The 16,517-nt window shown below is 63.8% G+C and carries 17 protein-coding genes; 6 read left to right on the top strand and 11 right to left on the bottom strand.

Annotated elements, in window-relative coordinates; genetic code table 11:
- Positions 1-109 precede the first annotated feature (109 nt).
- A complete protein-coding gene (locus C2U70_RS01330; protein WP_140976063.1) occupies positions 110-1,228 on the top strand; it encodes an SbmA/BacA-like family transporter in 1,119 nt (372 codons plus the stop codon).
- Between the two features lie 21 nt (positions 1,229-1,249).
- Here C2U70_RS01330 and C2U70_RS01325 read toward each other — a convergent pair whose 3' ends face one another.
- Together C2U70_RS01325 and C2U70_RS01320 are read right to left on the bottom strand one after the other, a co-directional pair.
- On the bottom strand, positions 1,250-2,056 hold the full coding sequence (locus C2U70_RS01325; protein ID WP_140976062.1) for a crotonase/enoyl-CoA hydratase family protein: 807 nt from the start codon (positions 2,054-2,056) through the stop codon (positions 1,250-1,252).
- Positions 2,057-2,150: 94 nt separating this feature from the next.
- Positions 2,151-3,125, bottom strand: a complete 975-nt coding sequence (locus C2U70_RS01320; protein WP_140976061.1) for a YiiX/YebB-like N1pC/P60 family cysteine hydrolase — start codon at positions 3,123-3,125, stop codon at positions 2,151-2,153.
- A 195-nt stretch (positions 3,126-3,320) separates the two neighbouring features.
- On the opposite strand from C2U70_RS01320, the gene C2U70_RS01315 reads away from it, so the two are divergent.
- A complete protein-coding gene (locus C2U70_RS01315; protein ID WP_140976060.1) occupies positions 3,321-4,715 on the top strand; it encodes a flavin monoamine oxidase family protein in 1,395 nt (464 codons plus the stop codon).
- Positions 4,716-4,778: 63 nt separating this feature from the next.
- On the opposite strand, the gene C2U70_RS01310 is transcribed toward C2U70_RS01315, so the two are convergent.
- From C2U70_RS01310 to rpmI, 5 genes are all read right to left on the bottom strand, one after another.
- Positions 4,779-5,549 carry a sulfite exporter TauE/SafE family protein gene (locus tag C2U70_RS01310; protein ID WP_140976059.1) on the bottom strand — a complete coding sequence of 257 codons (771 nt, stop codon included), beginning with the start codon at positions 5,547-5,549 and terminating at the stop codon, positions 4,779-4,781.
- 55 nt (positions 5,550-5,604) lie between these two features.
- Positions 5,605-8,013: a phenylalanine--tRNA ligase subunit beta gene (gene pheT, locus C2U70_RS01305; protein ID WP_140976058.1), complete on the bottom strand. Its 2,409-nt coding sequence runs from the start codon at positions 8,011-8,013 to the stop codon at positions 5,605-5,607.
- Positions 8,010-9,092 (bottom strand): phenylalanine--tRNA ligase subunit alpha, encoded by a 1,083-nt coding sequence (gene pheS / locus C2U70_RS01300; protein WP_140976057.1) that lies wholly within the window; start codon positions 9,090-9,092, stop codon positions 8,010-8,012. The genes pheT and pheS overlap by 4 nt, the downstream gene beginning before the upstream one ends.
- 197 nt (positions 9,093-9,289) lie before the next feature.
- Entirely contained in the window at positions 9,290-9,649 is a 360-nt protein-coding gene (gene rplT, locus C2U70_RS01295) for a 50S ribosomal protein L20 (protein ID WP_011083533.1), read from the bottom strand.
- Positions 9,650-9,730: 81 nt separating this feature from the next.
- On the bottom strand, positions 9,731-9,931 hold the full coding sequence (gene rpmI / locus C2U70_RS01290; protein WP_008539890.1) for a 50S ribosomal protein L35: 201 nt from the start codon (positions 9,929-9,931) through the stop codon (positions 9,731-9,733).
- Between the two features lie 263 nt (positions 9,932-10,194).
- On the opposite strand from rpmI, the gene C2U70_RS01285 reads away from it, so the two are divergent.
- Complete coding sequence (locus C2U70_RS01285; RefSeq protein WP_140976056.1) at positions 10,195-10,581, top strand: hypothetical protein; 387 nt, start codon at positions 10,195-10,197, stop codon at positions 10,579-10,581.
- A 63-nt stretch (positions 10,582-10,644) separates the two neighbouring features.
- On the opposite strand, the gene infC is transcribed toward C2U70_RS01285, so the two are convergent.
- Positions 10,645-11,184, bottom strand: coding sequence for a translation initiation factor IF-3 (gene infC, locus C2U70_RS01280; protein ID WP_140976083.1), 540 nt, complete (start codon positions 11,182-11,184; stop codon positions 10,645-10,647).
- A 237-nt stretch (positions 11,185-11,421) separates the two neighbouring features.
- On the opposite strand from infC, the gene C2U70_RS01275 reads away from it, so the two are divergent.
- Positions 11,422-12,219 carry an alpha/beta hydrolase gene (locus C2U70_RS01275; RefSeq protein WP_140976055.1) on the top strand — a complete coding sequence of 266 codons (798 nt, stop codon included), beginning with the start codon at positions 11,422-11,424 and terminating at the stop codon, positions 12,217-12,219.
- Positions 12,220-12,247: 28 nt separating this feature from the next.
- Entirely contained in the window at positions 12,248-12,718 is a 471-nt protein-coding gene (locus C2U70_RS01270) for a nuclear transport factor 2 family protein (protein ID WP_140976054.1), read from the top strand.
- Positions 12,719-12,855: 137 nt separating this feature from the next.
- Here the strand turns inward: C2U70_RS01270 and C2U70_RS01265 are convergent, their stop codons facing one another.
- The 3 genes from C2U70_RS01265 to C2U70_RS01255 form a co-directional block, all read right to left on the bottom strand.
- A complete protein-coding gene (locus C2U70_RS01265) occupies positions 12,856-13,653 on the bottom strand; it encodes an acyl-CoA thioesterase domain-containing protein (RefSeq protein ID WP_140976053.1) in 798 nt (265 codons plus the stop codon).
- A gap of 62 nt (positions 13,654-13,715) precedes the next feature.
- Positions 13,716-14,891 (bottom strand): tRNA epoxyqueuosine(34) reductase QueG, encoded by a 1,176-nt coding sequence (gene queG, locus C2U70_RS01260; RefSeq protein WP_140976052.1) that lies wholly within the window; start codon positions 14,889-14,891, stop codon positions 13,716-13,718.
- Positions 14,840-15,532, bottom strand: coding sequence for a glutathione S-transferase family protein (locus C2U70_RS01255; protein WP_140976051.1), 693 nt, complete (start codon positions 15,530-15,532; stop codon positions 14,840-14,842). Before C2U70_RS01255 ends, queG begins: the two co-directional genes overlap by 52 nt.
- A gap of 169 nt (positions 15,533-15,701) precedes the next feature.
- On the opposite strand from C2U70_RS01255, the gene C2U70_RS01250 reads away from it, so the two are divergent.
- The coding region (locus tag C2U70_RS01250) for an undecaprenyl-diphosphate phosphatase (protein WP_140976050.1) at positions 15,702-16,517 on the top strand (816 nt) is incomplete at its 3' end.

The following is a 16,517-nucleotide window of genomic DNA, read 5'->3' as shown; positions in this document are numbered from 1 at the left end:
GGATTGACTCAGGTCAATCCGGGGTCGTCCCCGGGCCCATAGGTTACGCGATACGCTTATTCGGCCGGGCGTGGCGCCCGGTATCATCGCGTGGCCGACCGAATTCGACATGCTGACCAAGCCCCGCCTTGCCCCAGACGAGAGACGGCTTCTCGCCCGCTTCTGGCAGAGCGCATCAGGATTCTGGAAAGGGCCGTCGGCGTGGCGGGCGTGGCTGCTCGTGGTCCTGCTGCTCGCGACCGTGCTCCTGCAATTGCTGACGCAATACGGGCTGAACTTCTGGAATCGCGACTTCTTCGATGCGATCGGGCGTCGGGACAGCGCCGAGCTGTGGCGGCAAGCCATGCGGTTTTTGCCACTGGCTGCGGCCAGTCTCGCGCTGATGGTTTTCTCGGTCTGGGGCCGCATGACCATGCAGCGCAGCTGGCGCGCGTGGTTGAGTGCTCATCTCTACGGCTATTGGCTGGGCAACGATCGCTATGTCCGGCTCAAGGCCGTGGTCGGCGATTATGATACGCCCGAATATCGCATCGCCGAAGACGCCAAGATCGCGACCGATCGGCCGATTGATCTCGTGGTCGGCCTGGTCACGTCGCTGCTCAATGCCGTGACATTCATCGGAATTCTCTGGACGGTGGGCGGTGGTCTTGTCGTCGATGTCAGCGGCGTCGTCCTGAAGATCCCCGGCTACCTCGTCATTGCGGTGATCGTCTATTCGGCACTGCTGGCCTCCGCCATCCTCCTGATCGCCCGCCACGTGACGCGTGTCATCGAGGAAAACAAGCGCATGGAAGCCGAGTTGCGGTCGATCGGAACGCATTTGCGCGAGAGCGGTGAGGGATTGCTGGCCACCGACGATACGAAGGATGCGCCCCACGTGATCGGGTCGGCCCTGAAGGCGGTGATCTCCATCTGGCGCATCTATATGTGGCAGTTGATGCGAATGACGGTGGTGACCTATTCGAGCGTTCTGATCACCCCGGTGATCGGCCTGCTGCTCTGTACCCCCAAATATCTCGCCAATGAGATGACGCTTGGGGAGGTGGTGCAGGCGGCTGCTGCATTCGTCGTCGTGCAGTCCGCTTTCAACTGGTTCACGGACAACTACGCCGGCTTGGCCGAATGGGCGTCATCTGCGAACCGCGTTGCGTCGCTGCTGCTTGCGCTGGACCAGGTCGATCACCTTGATCCAGCCCAGAATTCAGCCGCAAACCCCGCCATGAACTGACCCTGCGCCGCGCCGCAGTCGTCAATCCCTCCGCTCGTCGCTGCCGAACGTGCCGTGCCGTCCCACGCCGGAGGCAAAGCGCGTCGCGCCAGCGAGCGTTTCGCCTGAGCCGATCACGTTGAGGCCGCCGCGCATCTCATTGGCGATGGCGTCCTCCTCGACAAGGTCCCATTGCCTCAGCGCCGACAGCCGGTCGGCGCGCAGGCAGGTCTGCGGGAAGCGCGCGATCTCGTTTGCGAGCTGAATCGCGGCGGCGCGTGCGTCGCCCTTCGGCACCAAGCGATTGGCGAGCCCCATGCGCAGCGCCTCCGAGCCGCCGACCGGGCGTCCCGTGAGAATCAGATCCATCGCTTGCGAATGGCCGATCAGGCGCGGCAGGCGGATGGTGCCGAGGTCGATCAGCGGCACGCCAAAACGGCGGCAGAAGATGCCGAAGGTGGCGTCTTCCGCGACCACGCGCATGTCGGCGAATAGCGCAAGCTCCATGCCGCCGGCGACCGCATAGCCTTCGACCGCGGCGATCACCGGCTTGGATAGCCGAAGCCGGCTCGGGCCCATCGGCGCGATGGTGTTGTGCCCACCGATCTCGCGCATCTTTTCGCGATCGCCCTTGGCCACCGCTTTGAGATCCGCGCCGGCACAAAAATGTCCGTTGGTGCCGGTGAACACTGCGACCGATGCGTCATTGTCGGCGTCGAAGGCAAGAAAAGCGTCGTACAGCCTGCGCGCCGTCGCGCCGTCAACGGCGTTCCGGCAATGCGGACGATTGATGGAGATGATGGTGACCGGACCGTCGCGCTCGATCAGCACGGTATCGGCTTCGGACATGATGCGCCTCCCTGTTGTTTTGCAGGGAGTGTTGCACCGGGGTGCGACGCAGGCAATGCTCTGGAGCAGGCAGTGCTTGGTAGGAGATTGGCGTCTAGGCCGCGAACTCGCGTGCCCGGCCGCGACGACGGGGACGATATGCCGCAAGCCGCTTCAGCAGCGGAGCGCGCTTGACCATGGCTGCTTCGCCAGGCGCTTCGTCGCTGCGGCTCACTTCCGCAGTCGGAATTTCCGCCTCTTCGTCAGCCGCTTCAGGAACAAGCGGCGGCGAACCGATCGCTTCTGGAAACACACCGAACGAGCCCGCTACCTCCTCGAGCGGCTTTTGCTTGTCGGCCCAGTGCAGCGATGTGTAGTCGAAGCCGTGCACGATGGTGGGTTTGACGACTTCGAAATAGGGCGAGATGTCGAAGTCGCGGGGCATGTAGAGCGAGGAATCGCGGATGTGCAGGATTTCTTTGCGGGCGCGCCGTGAGCCGGCCTTGGTGATCTTGGGCAGGATCGGATAGCGCACGGCATCGAAGGCCTGCGCGATCAGCGCCGAACAGATGATTTTTGTGGGATCGCCGGAGCCGAGCGCGATCATCCGGCGCCGCCAGCGTTGCGGCACCGGTAGCGGGAACAGGAAGCGCATCAGGTCCAGGATGTTCTTGGTGTCGTAGCCGAAGCCGATGCGGTTGATGGCGTAGCGGCAGACCGTGTGACGGTCCTCATAGGACAGGCCGACGGGGCGGCAGAGGCGGGTGTGATACGGGAAATATTTCGACAGCGGCGCCGAGGTGACGCCTTCGCCGATATTGGCCTCGATCAGGACATGCGGTTCGCCGTCGGGCTCTTCCGCGCCCTCGACCGGCCCGACATAGAGTGCAGCATGCGACCAGGTGGACTGCGTCAGATATTTGATGATGCCGGAGATGCGGTTGTTACCCTCGACCAGCAGCACGTCGCCGGGCTGGATCACGCCGCGCAGATGTTCCGGATCGCTGGGCGTGAACGGCTCATAGCCCGGTACCTCCTTCGAGAGGTAGTGGGCAATCAGCTTGCCGACTGAATCTAGGACCGTCCCCATAGCACCGAACTCCCCCCACAGCCTTTTCCGGCTGCTTTTTTCCCTTCTCTATCATGGTCGAAACGCGTTGCAATTTGGTTCATCGCTTGTTCGGGTCAAGCATGATTGATTCACCATGATGGTTGCCGTGTTGCATCAGATGCGGCAAGGTTCGCTAGCTGTTCCCGTTCGTTTCAAGTCCCCGGAAACCATGACATGACAATCACGCGCCGCAGCTTCCTATCTGCGTCAGCGGCTTTTGCCGCAGCGCCGATTTGGGGCGCTGCAGCTGCGCCCTTGCCGCGCGAGGTTGACGTTGTCGTGATCGGGGCCGGTGCCGCCGGCATCGCTGCAGCGCGGCGTGTGATGGCGGCGAACCGCAAGGTCGTGGTGGTCGAGGCTGCCGCGCAGATCGGTGGACGCTGCATCACCGATACCAGTACTTTCGATGTGGCATTTGATCGCGGCGCGCGCTGGATGCACAATCCAGAGACCAATCCGATGATCAAGCTGGCGCGCGGCGTCGGGCTCGACGTGTTGCCGGCGCCGAGCGGGCAGAAGATGCGGATCGGCCGCCGCAATGCACGCCCCAGCGAGACCGAGGAGTTTCTGGCCGCGCTGGTGCGTGCCAATCGCGGCATCGATGAAGCCGCGCGCGGCAAGCTCGACGTATCAGCTGCGTCCGCGCTGCCAAAAGATCTCGGGGATTGGGCCGGCACGGCCGAGTTCGTGCTCGGCGCAAGCTTTGCCGGCAAGGATCTGAAGGAATTTTCGGCCATCGACAAGGCACGCGCGCAGGACCGCAATTCGGCGATCGCCTGCCGACAGGGCCTGGGCACTCTGATCACGAAGCTCGGCGAGCAGGCGCCGGTCGCGTTGTCGACGCCGGCAAGCCGCATCGTCTGGAGCAATCGCGACGTCAGCGTCGAGACGCCGGCCGGCAAGATCGCGGCGCGCACCGCCATCATCACGGTCTCGACCAATGTGCTGATGTCGGGTGCGATCAAGTTCGCGCCCGACATCCCGAAGCGGACGCTGGATGCGGCGTCGAAACTCGGGCTCGGCAGCTACGATCACATCGTGCTGCAACTGCCCGGCAATCCGCTCGGGCTCGCGCGCGACGACATCCTCATCGAGCAGAGCAACTCGACCCGCACGGCACTGCTCTACGCCAATATCGGCGGCTCCTCGCTGTGCTCGATCGATGTCGGCGGCTCCTTCGGCCGCGATCTCTCCGCGCAGGGCGAGCAGGCCATGGCGGCGTTCGCGAAGGAATGGCTGACAAAGCTATTCGGCAGCGAAGCGACCGCAGGGATCAAGAAGATAGCCGCGACACGCTGGAACGCATCGCCCTTCGTCATGGGCGCGATGTCGGCCTCAGCCCCGGGCGGACAGCTCTCGCGAAAAATCCTAACCGAGCCGATCGGCTGCCTGTATCTCGCTGGCGAAGCAACGCACGAGACGCTGTGGGGCACGGTCGACGGTGCCTGGGAGAGCGGCGAGCGCGCCGCGGAAGCTGCGCTGCGCCGCATCGGTGCGCTAAAGGACGAGCCCGCGGATTTGCCGACGCAGTCGACCAAGCGGCGCCGGCAGACGCAGCCGCGGATATAGGGGGATTTGGGCGACACACATTCAGTCGTCGTCCTGGCTTTCGCCAGGACGACGGCGGATGGATTAACGCAAAATCCCGTCCAGCGCCGGAAGTCCGAAGATCACTGCCAACGCAATCAACCCGTAGCAGATGTTGCGAAACACCGCTTCGCTGGCGCGACCGAACAGCGAGGCGCCGAAGGCGACGCCTGCCGCATAGACCGGGCCGACGACAATCGACAGGAGCAATGAGTCGCGCGTGATGAGGCCAGTGGTCGCGTAGCTGACCATGGAGAAGAAGTCCGACGCGCCGAAGAACAGCAAGATGTTGGCGCGCGCCACCGTCGTTGCGATGGGGCGGCCGAGCCAGTAGCCGACGATCGGCGGGCCGCCGGTCTGGGCCAGCCCGCTGCAGAAGCCGGAGAGGCCGCCGATGCCGACCGACAGCCATGCATGATCCTTGCCGCGATAGCGCCAGCCTGACAGCAACAGCGCCAGCAACGCCGCGACGAAACACGAAATGATCCAGCGAGTCGTGACGGGATCGAGCACGCTCAGGAAATAAGTGCCGATGGGCACGCCGATCAGTGCCCCCAGCACGATCACGGCGGTGGCCTTGCGGTCAGCCTTTCGCCATGCGTCGGGGAGCAGCGGCGCTGCTGCGACAAAATCGATGACGAGGAGCAGCGCGGCCACGAGACGCGGCGCCGCGACGCTGCTCGCCAAGGGCATGAAGATCAGCGCCGAGCCAAAGCCGGAAAAGCCGCGCGCGGTACCCGAGACGAAGGCGATGGTGCAGATCGCCATCGCAATGGTGAGGCTGACGTCCTTTGGGAGGAAATCCGCCAGACTCATGCTCTATGTCTTTGGAGCATGATGTTGTTCGAAAACCGCTTCACACTTTTCGGCATCATGCTCTCAGCGTGCCGCCGGTCTTCTTCGTCACCTCGGCCACGATCTTTGCGGCCACGGCCTCGATCTCTTGGTCGGTCAGCGTCTTCTCGCGCGGTTGGATCGTCACGGCAATTGCGATCGACTTCTTGCCGTCGTCGATGCCTTTGCCTTCATAGACGTCGAACACGTTGACGCCGGTGATCAGCTTCTTGTCCACGCTCTGCGCCGTGCGCACGATGTCGCCGGACTTGACGCCGCGGTCGACGATGAAGGCAAAATCGCGCGACACCGGCTGGAACGCCGACAGCTCGATCGCGGGTTTTGCACGGGTCGGCTTCTTCTTGGCTTCAGGGATGCGATCGAGGATCACCTCGAACGCCATCACCGGGCCGTCGGCGCCGAGCGCCTCGAGCGCGCGCGGATGCATCTCGCCAAAATAGCCGAGCACGTTCTGCGGACCGATCTGGATCGTGCCGGAACGCCCCGGATGCATCCACTTTGCGCCGCCCGGTACGATCTGGAGCGCCTGCATCGGCGCGCCGGCCGCAGCCAGCACCGCGAGCGCGTCAGCCTTGGCGTCGAGCGCATTCGCGGCCGTAGCGCCGGTCCAGTGCCGTCCCAAGCCTTCCGACGATGCAAAGCCGCGGCGAACGCCTGATGCGGCCATGAACTGATCCTGCGGACGATCGCCCTTGAACACCTGCCCGACTTCGAACAGCGCAACGTCGCCAAAGCCGCGATCGGCATTGGCCTGCGCCGCCGCGATCAGGCCCGCCAGCAGTGTCGGACGCATGTCGGAGAGGTCGGCCGCGATCGGGTTCGCGACTTCGAGCTCGCGCTGCCCCCCGCCGAACAATTCGGCCGCGGGCTTTGCGATGAACGACCATGTCACGGCCTCGACCATGCCGCGGCTCGCCAGCGCGCGCCGCGCGCGGCGGGTACGGAGTTGCAGCGGCGTTAACACCGGCTTGCGGGCGTCGTCGCCACGTTCGAACGGCGTCTCCGGCACCTTGTCGACGCCGAAGATGCGGACGATCTCCTCGACGATATCGGCCTTGCCGTGTGCGTCCGAGCGCCAGGAGGGCACCGCGACCTTCACCACCGGGCCCGGACCCGCCATCATGAAGCCGAGATGGGTGAGGATGCGCTTCATCTCCGGCAGCGGCACGTCGATGCCGGACAGCCGCTTCACCTCGGTGATCGGGAATTCGATGATGCGGTCGTCGCCGAAGGTCTTGCCGGTGACAAAGGTTTCCGACGGCGTGCCGCCGCACATATCAATCACGAGCTTTGTCGCAAGCTCGAGGCCGGGTACCATGAAGGCCGGATCGACGCCGCGCTCGAAGCGATAGCGCGCATCCGAATTGATGCCGAGCTTGCGCCCGGTCTGCGCGATGTTGATTTCGTTCCATAGCGCCGATTCGATCAGCACGTCGGTGGTGCCTTCGTCGCAGCCCGAGGCCTCGCCGCCCATGATGCCGGCGAGCGACTCCACGGCGTGGTCATCCGCGATGACGCAGATCGAGGGATCGAGGTTGTAGGTGCGGCCGTCGAGCGCAAGCAGGCTCTCGCCTTCGCGTGCGCGGCGCACGACGAGATTGCCCTTCACCTTCTTGGCGTCGAACACGTGCAGCGGGCGCGCACGGTCATAGGTCATGAAGTTGGTGATATCGACCAGCGCGTTGATCGGGCGCAGCCCGATCGCGGTGAGCCGCTTCTGCAGCCATTCCGGCGACGGCCCGTTCTTCACGCCGCGCACGAGGCGCAGCGCGAATCCCGGACACAGCGTGGTGTCCTCGACCGTCACCTTGACCGGGCAGGGGAATTCGCCCTTCACGGCCTTGATGGTCGGATCCTTGAACTTGCCCATGTCGGCAGCCGCGAGGTCGCGCGCGATGCCGTGCACGCCGGTGCAATCCTGCCGGTTCGGCGTCAGGTTGATCTCGAACATGGGATCGCCGAGGCCCGCCCATTCGGCATAGCCGGCGCCGATCGGTGCGTCCGCCGGCAATTCCATGATGCCGTCATGGTCGTTGGAGATCTGCAGCTCAGCCGCCGAGCACAGCATGCCGCGGCTTTCGACGCCGCGGATGGTGCCGACCCCGAGCGTGATGTCCTTGCCGGGAATGTAGGTGCCCGGGGGCGAGAACACGCTCACGAGCCCGGTGCGCGCATTCGGCGCGCCGCACACGACCTGCACCGGCGCGCCACCGTCACCGGTGTCGACCATGCAGACGCGCAGCCGATCGGCGTTGGGATGCTGCTCGGCGGAGATCACCTTCGCGATGGTGAACGGCTTCAGCGCCTTCGCCTTGTCCTCGATGTTCTCGACCTCGAGCCCGATCATGGTGAGCTTGTCGGCGAGCTTTTCAACCGGCTCGTCGGTGTCGAGATGATCCTTCAGCCAGGAAAGGGTGAATTTCACGAGCTCAGCCCCCCTGCAAGCGTCGGCACTTCGAGCGGCTTGAAGCCGTAATGGTTGAGCCAGCGGACGTCACCGTCGAAGAGCTGGCGCAGATCGCTCATGCCGTATTTCAGCATCGCGATGCGGTCGATGCCCATGCCCCAGGCAAAGCCCTGGTACTCATCGGGATCGATGCCGCAGGCGCGCAGCACGTTTGGATGCACCATGCCGCAGCCGAGAATCTCCAGCCAATCCTCGCCCTCGCCGAAGCGGATCTCGCCCTTGTCGCGGCGGCACTGGATATCGACTTCCAGCGACGGCTCGGTGAACGGGAAGAACGACGGACGGAAGCGCATGTTGATGTGGTCGACCTCGAAGAACGCCTTGCAGAACTCGTGCAAAATCCATTTGAGGTGGCCGAGATGCGAGTGCTTGTCGATCACCAGGCCTTCGACCTGGTGGAATTGCGGCGTGTGGGTCGCGTCCGAATCGATGCGATAGGTGCGGCCCGGGCAGATCACGCGGATCGGCGGCTTCTGGCTCAGCATGGTGCGCACCTGCACCGGCGAGGTGTGGGTACGCAGCAGCATGCGCGAGCCGTCCTCCTTCGGATGGAAGAAGAAGGTGTCGTGCATCTCGCGCGCGGGATGGCCTTCGGGGAAGTTCAGCTTTGTGAAGTTGTAGTCGTCGGTCTCGACGTCAGGGCCTTCGGCGACCGAAAAGCCCATGTCGGCGAAAATGGTGGTGAGCTCGTCCCAGACCTGGCTCAGCGGATGGATGCGGCCGGCCTCGGCTTGCGGATCGCGCACCGGCAAGGTGACGTCGATGGTCTCGGAGGCCAGCCGCGCGTCGAGCGCGGCCGACTTCAGGACATCGCGCCGCGCGGTGAGTGCCTGCGTGACCTTGTCCTTGGCCAGGTTGATCGCCGCGCCCTGCGTCTTGCGTTCGTCCGGCGACATTTTGCCGAGCGTTGCAAGCAGCGCGGAGATCGAGCCCTTCTTGCCGAGCGCGGCGACGCGCACGGCTTCGAGCGCTGCTTCATCGGCTGCGGCAGCGATATCCGAGAGGATCTGAGTTTCGAGGTTGGCAAGATCGGTCATAGCAATCCCTTTTGGCTAGGATGCTAAGCCGCTGCTCCTAGCCCGTTCATGCCCGGCACAAAAGCGCGACGCTTCGCCGGGCATCCACGACTTAGAGTTTTGCGCGAGAGAAGACGCGAATGACCTAAGGAGATTTGGCGCGAAGACAGGCTTCGCGCTTGTTCAGGCCATGACGACTTGAAACAGCGCCGGTCGGCTTACGCCGCCAGAGCGGCCTTGGCCTTCTCGGCGATCGCCTGGAACGACGCGGGCTCGTTGATCGCGAGATCGGAGAGCACCTTGCGGTCCACGGTGATGCCGGACTTGGCCAGGCCGTCGATAAATCGGCTGTAGGTCAGGCCGAACGGACGGACGGCGGCGTTGAGGCGCTGGATCCAGAGCGCGCGGAAGGTGCGCTTCTTGCGCTTGCGATCGCGGAAGGCGTACTGCTGGGCCTTCTCGACGGCCGGCTTGGCGGCGCGGATGGTGTTCTTGCGGCGGCCATAGAAACCCTTGGCGGCCTTGTAGACTTTCTTGTGCTTGGCGTGGGCGGTCACACCGCGTTTGACGCGAGACATGACAAAATTCCTTCAGAGATGACTTTGGTTTTCGGATTGCCGCGGCAAGCGCGGCACGGTTGGCAGTGATCGTCGACGCGATCAGGCGTTCGGCAAGAAGTACTTCTTGACGTTGTCGCCGTCGGTCTTGAACAGCACGCGGGTGCCGCGGAGCTGGCGGATCTGCTTCTTGGTCCGCTTGATCATGCCGTGACGCTTGCCGCGCTGGGCGTGCATCACTTTGCCGGTGGCAGTCACCTTGAAGCGCTTTTTAGCGCCCGATTTGGTCTTCAGCTTGGGCATTTGGCTCTCCTAATGGCCACAACAGGATACCGCCCGCGAAGGCGGCTGGCCGTCAAAAATGCTCGTTAGAGCGTTGATTGTGCTCAGGTTTCAGCGAACAAGCGCGAAACCCGCACGGACACCGCCACGGCAGCCCTTAAATCAGCCGGGCGATGAAGGCTGGGCTTATGGCAGAGCGGAAGGCAATTGGCAACGATGAACCGCTTAAATGGGCTCGCCGACTATCCGGTATTGCAACCCCGTTCTATTCGAGAGCAGGTCCCATGCCCCATTTCGCGTCGCTTGTGTTGCCCCGCTTGCGCCATCTGGCGCTGTTTTCCGTTCTCGCCGCTGCTGTCCCGACCGCTGCCGACGCCCGGGTCGGAGGCTATAACGGTGTCTGGAACGTCACTTTCGCCACCACCCGCGGCAATTGCAGCTCGGGTTACTCAGTTCCCTTCACGGTAACCGGCAGCCGTGTCTCGTCCGCCGGCGGCGGCCGGGTTTCGGGCACGGTCAATAGCGGCGGCGCCGTCGCCGTGCAGGTTTCGGTCGGAGCATCCCATGCCAGCGGCGGCGGCCGGCTGGCCGGCACCGCCGGCGCCGGCTCGTGGCGCGGCATTATTCAGGGCGACCGCTGTAGCGGAACCTGGCAGGCGTCGCGAACCTGACCAAACAAAACGGCCCGCCAGATCGCCTGACGGGCCGTTGAAATCCTGACCTTGTGCCGGGCCTTAACGCGGCGCCAGCACCATCACGACCTGGCGTCCTTCGAATCGTGCGTCCTGCTCGACCTTGGCGAGTTCGGCGACGTCGTTCTTGATCTTGTCCAGGAGCTTCGTGCCGATTTCCTGGTGCGCCATTTCACGGCCGCGGTAGCGCAGCGTGATCTTGACCTTGTCGCCCTCTTCGAAAAAGCGCTGCATCGCGCGCATCTTCACGTCGTAATCGTGATCGTCGATCATCGGGCGGAGCTTGATCTCCTTGATCTCGACGATCTTCTGCCGCTTGCGGGCTTCAGCGGCCTTCTTCTGGGCGGAATACTTGTACTTCCCGTAGTCCATGATCTTGCAGACGGGAGGACTGACATTTGGCGAGATCTCGACCAGATCCATGCCGGCTTCCTGGGCCATCTTGATGGCCATCATCGTCTCGACCGTGCCCTTGTTGTCACCGGTCTGATCGATCAACTGGATCTGCGCATTGCGAATATCATCATTGATGCGCGGCCCGTCTTTGCTGGCAGCGGGCGGAGCTTTATTAGGACGGCGAATGGGTGGTTCTCCAAAGTTGTGAACGAAGCGGCTATTTTGAAGGAAGATGCGTTTGCGGGCAAGCAAGTCGCGCCTGAGGCAAGCGAAAACCCTCAAATGCGAGGCATTTTGGTCACGCCCATCGACACGCCGCTCGACATAGACACCTTGGTCCTGTTCTGCAAGCGTCCCTGAGGGACAATGCCGGGCGGCCGGCCGACCGGACGGCTCCAACCGCACAGCCAGAGTAAACGTTCCATGACCGCTTCACCCGACGACGTCCCGGCCTTCATCGAATTGGGTGCAGGCCCATCTGCCCGCAGGATCGCGGTCCGCCCCCGCGCCGGAAAAGGCCCGGGTCTGGTCTGGCTGGGCGGGTTCAAGTCGGACATGCAGGGCACCAAGGCGCTGGCGCTGGACGAATGGGCGCGGGACCACGGCCGTGCCTGCGTCCGGTTCGACTATTCCGGCCACGGCGAATCCAGCGGCGATTTCGCCGACGGGACGATCGGCCGCTGGCTCGAGGAAAGTGTCGCCGTGTTCGAACGGTTCTGTGAGGGGCCGCAGGTTCTGATCGGTTCCTCCATGGGCGGCTGGATGGCGCTGCTGCTCGCGCGCGAGATCCGGAAGCGATCCGGCCAGGGATCTAGCAAGGCGTCGCTGGCGGGTCTCGTGCTGATCGCGCCCGCGCCTGACTTCACCGAAGAGCTGATGTGGAAGAAGTTTCCAGCCGAGGTGAAGAAGGAGATCGAGACCAAGGGGCTGTGGCTCCGGCCGTCGGACTACGGCGATGGCTCGCCCTATCCGATCACCAAGAACCTGATCGAGGAGGGCCGCAACCATCTCCTGCTCGGCAGCGCCATCGACGTCGGCTGCCCCGTGCGCATTCTGCAAGGAGCGAAAGATCCCGATGTGCCCTGGCAGCACGCCTTCGCGCTGACGCATCGGCTGCCGGCCGACGACGTCGTGCTGACCATGATCCAGGACGGCGACCACCGCCTGTCGCGCCCGCAAGACATCGCACGTATTCTTGCGGCGGTAGCGGAGATCGGGTGAGGAAAGAAGAGAGTGGGAGAAAACGCCGATGAGCACCATCACCGCCATGCTCCGCGCCTTCTGCGATGCGGTCGAGAGCCGCAACGGCAAGGCCTTTGCTGAGCTGTTCACCGAGGACGGCGTCTATCACGACGTGTTCTATGGCGCCTTCGCAGGCCGCGAAAAGATCGCCGAGATGATCGACGAGTGGTTCTATCGCACGGCGACCGATTTTCGTTGGGTGATGCATGATCCCGTATCCGACGGCACCACACTCTACGCGCGCTACACGTTCAGCTATCGTTCGACGCTGCCGGAAGCCAAGGGCGCACGCGCGATGTTCGAAGGAGTCGCGATCATGAAGATGCGCGACGGCAAGATCGCCAGCTATCACGAGGTCGCCAACACGGCGCCGGCCTTCGTTGATTTGAATTTTGCACCTGAGCGCATCGCAAAGATCGTCGCCAAGCAGGGCGCCGCGCTGAAGGCGCGGCCGGAGATGCAAAGGCATCTGGTGTAGCCTCTCTCCACCCGTCATTCCGGGGCGCGACGAAGTCGCGAGCCCGGAATCCATCGGGCCTCAGAGTCTGCGGTTAAATGGATTCCGGGCTCGCGCCAAGTGGCGCGCCCCGGAATGACGAAGCGGAGAGAAATCGCCTACGTCTTCGCCGGAGGCGCCATCGGCTTGCGCTGCGCGAGCGCCGCCACCGTCGCCGTCCCGATCGGACCCTGCTCGTCATAGAGCCAGCATTCGCCGATCGCGACGCCTTCGGTGGCGTGATGGTTCACGACGTCAAAGCCGATCCAGTTCGTCACCGGCAGGCGGTGCAGATAGATCGTCACGTCGCTGTTGATGTAGCCGAGCCCCTTGTCGCCGGCATTGGCAAACGGGCTCGCAAAATCGGCGCCGGTGGCGACATGGACGAACGGCGTCATCGTCACGCCCTCGACCAGCTCGCGCACCTCGCTCATCCACAGGCGCCGCGGACCGAGCGAACCCATGTGACCGACGATCGGCCGCGTCGTCCATTTGCCGTGCATGCCGAGCCGCGGATCGGTCGGCTTTGGAATGTCGGATGGTTTCGGAACATCCCAGTTCGGCGGCGACCAGACATTGCCGTCAGGATTCTGCGTCCGGCGCAGAAGCTGGCAGGAGGCGCGGGCCATGCTGACGCCGCCGGACAGAAATTCGGCCTCCACCACGCGGATGCGCAAACCGTCGCGCACCAGCCGCGTCGTCACTTCGATCGGCTTGTCGATGGTCGGCAGCCGGAACATGTCGACGGTCAGCCGCGCCGGCACGAACTCGGGGCCCGAATGGCGCTCCTCGATGGCAAAGCCGAGCAGACCGATGATGACGCGGCCATGCAGCGATTTTGGGTCCCACGGACCGTTGGCGGCTTCCGTCGGATGGAATGTATCGCCGTCGCGGGTGAAGAAAGGCATGTTTGTCATGGCGCGCGACCTTGAAGGATCGTGCGGGGAAATCAAGAGTGCGCTTCGCATGACAGCGAGAGTTAGGAAGCGGCGCGCCACTCCTCACGCACGCCGTCGTCCGACTCTCCAGCGAGTGCTGTCGCCTTCATTGCCGCAAACTCATCGCGCGACAGCAACTGCGCCAGCGCCCACACCGCCGCGCTACGCACCAGCGGACTCGCATCGCCCAGCAGCCGCCGTGCCTCTTCGGCCAACCCGACATCCCCCGAGTTGCCGATCGCAATCAGCACATTGCGCAAGAAGCGGTCACGGCCGATGCGCTTCACCGGCGACTTCGTGAACAGCGCGCGAAACGCCGCATCATCAAGTCGCGCGAGCTCGGCAAGATCAGGTGCGCGCAATTCATCACGCGCGGCAAGCTTTGCTTCGCGTCCCTCTTTCGCAAACTTGTTCCACGGGCACGCGGCAAGGCAATCGTCGCAGCCATAGATGCGATTGCCGATGCTTTTGCGAAACTCGTGCGGGATCGGCCCCTTGTTCTCGATGGTGAGGTACGAGATGCAGCGCCGCGCATCGAGCTTGTAGGGCGCCGGAAACGCCGCCGTCGGGCAGATGTCGAGGCAGGCGCGGCAGGAGCCGCAATGATCGATCTCGGCGTCGTCGCGCGGCAGATCGAGCGTGGTGTAGATCGCGCCGAGGAACAGCCAGGAGCCGAATTCGCGCGACACGAGGTTGGTGTGCTTGCCCTGCCAACCGAGATGCGCGGCATGCGCGAGCGGCTTCTCCATCACGGCCGCGGTATCGACGAACACTTTCACTTCACAAGGCGCGGTCGCAACCAGCCAGCGCGCCAGTGCCTTCAGACGCTTCTTGATGAGGTCGTGATAATCATCGCCCTGCGCATAGACCGAGATCGCCGCGCGCGCGCGCTGCTTCAGGATCTCGAGCGGATCGTGATCAGGCCCGTAGTTCACGCCCAGCATGATGATCGAGCGAACGTCCGGCCACAGCCCGCGCGGATCGATGCGACGCTCCGGCTGCGTCGCGAGCCAGTCCATGTCGCCATGTCCGCCCGCGGCGATGAACTCGCGAAAATACTGGCCGGCGCTCTCGATCGCTCCCGGCTCGGTGATGCCGATCGCGTCAAAGCCGAGCGAGCGCGCTTCGCGCGTCAGCGCTGCCTTCAGTTCAGAAGGATCGGAGCTCAGAAATCCAGGTCCACATAGGTCCGCGACGCCGGCACGCCGGCCAGCCATTCGCTCAGCAGCGGGCGGAACGACGGACGGGATTTCACCCGTGCGTACCACGCCTTTGCCGCTGCGTCCTCGCTCCATGGCACGTCGCCCAGATAGTCGATCGCCGAAAGATGCGCCGCGGCGGCGAGGTCCGCGTAGGTGATCCGGTCGCCGGTGAGGAAGTTTCGCGTCTGCTCCAGCCAGCCGATATAGGCCAGATGATAGCGCACATTGGATTTTGCCGCGCGCATCACGTCGGGCGAGGGCGGGCCGCCGCCATTGTCCTCGCTCATGAAGCGCTTGTAGATGCGCTCGGTGACCAGGGGATGCGACGCTTCCTCGAAGAACTTTTCGTTGAACCAGGCCATCAGGCGGCGCACCTCGATGCGCTCGGCGGTCGTTTCCGGCATCAGTCGCTTGGCGCCCATCTCGGCGCCATAGACCTCGTCGAGAAATTCGGCGATCACGCCCGCGCCGGGGATCGGCGGGTGTCCCTCGACCACCAGGACCGGCGTGGTCGCGGCCGGATTGAGCGCAAGAAACGCCTCGCGACGCTCCCAGGGCCGCTCTTCCACCAGTTTCAGGTCGAGCCCGTACTCGCCGATGATCAGGCGTATGAAGCGCGAGTGCGGGCAGAACGGGTGGTGAAACAGCGTGAACATGCAGCCTTTGACTATTGCGAGGATGCTTAAGAATCCATCAATGGTTATTCGGCGCCACACTAGTCCTCCAAAACCGCGAGGCAAGGCGTGTTTTCGCATTTAGCGATTGCGGCTGGGGGACGAATAGGCGAGAAGAACCCCGCTTTTCCAGCCGAAATGGACCGTAAATATGTCAGATGCAATACGGGCAGTGATCCTCGGCATTATCGAGGGTGTGACCGAGTTCCTGCCGGTGTCCTCGACGGGACATCTGTTGCTTGCGGAACGCTTCTTCCATCTCGGCGAGGGCGCGTTCTGGGATTCCTTCACGGTCCTGATTCAGCTCGGTGCGATCCTCGCCATCGTCGGCCTCTACTTCAGGAAATTGTGGGACGTTGCGATCGGCATGTTCTCGGGCGATGCCTATGCGCGCCGCTTCGTGATCGGCGTGCTCGTTGCGTTCCTGCCCGCCGTCATCGTCGGCCTCATCGCCGGCAAATACATCAAGACCATGCTGTTCAATCCGTGGGTGGTGTGCTTCACGCTGATCGTCGGCGGCGCCATCCTGCTCTGGGTCGACCAGCTGGATCTCAAGCCGCGCGAGCATGACGCCACGCGCTTTCCGCTGATGACCTATCTGCTGATCGGTATCGCTCAGTGCCTGGCGATGATCCCGGGTGTGTCGCGCTCGGGCGCGAGCATCGTGGCCGCCATGCTGCTCGGTGCGGACAAGCGCGCCGCGGCGGAGTTCTCGTTCTTCCTCGCGATCCCCACCATGATCGGCGCCTTCGCCTACGACTTCTACAAAAACCGGGCGGAGATGACGACCGATCACATGGGCATCATCGCGATAGGATTCGTGGTGTCGTTCATCACCGCGATCATCGTGGTGAAGACGTTCCTAGGCTACGTCACGCGCCACGGCTTTGCGGTGTTCGCCTGGTGGCGCGTCATCGTCGGCTCGCTCGGCCTGATCGCGCTGGCGCTGGGCCGGCAGTGCGTACGG

Source organism: Bradyrhizobium guangdongense (assembly GCF_006483445.1).
GTDB classification, from domain to species: Bacteria; Pseudomonadota; Alphaproteobacteria; order Rhizobiales; family Xanthobacteraceae; genus Bradyrhizobium; species Bradyrhizobium guangdongense_A.
This window is presented reverse-complemented; position numbering and strand designations above follow the sequence as displayed.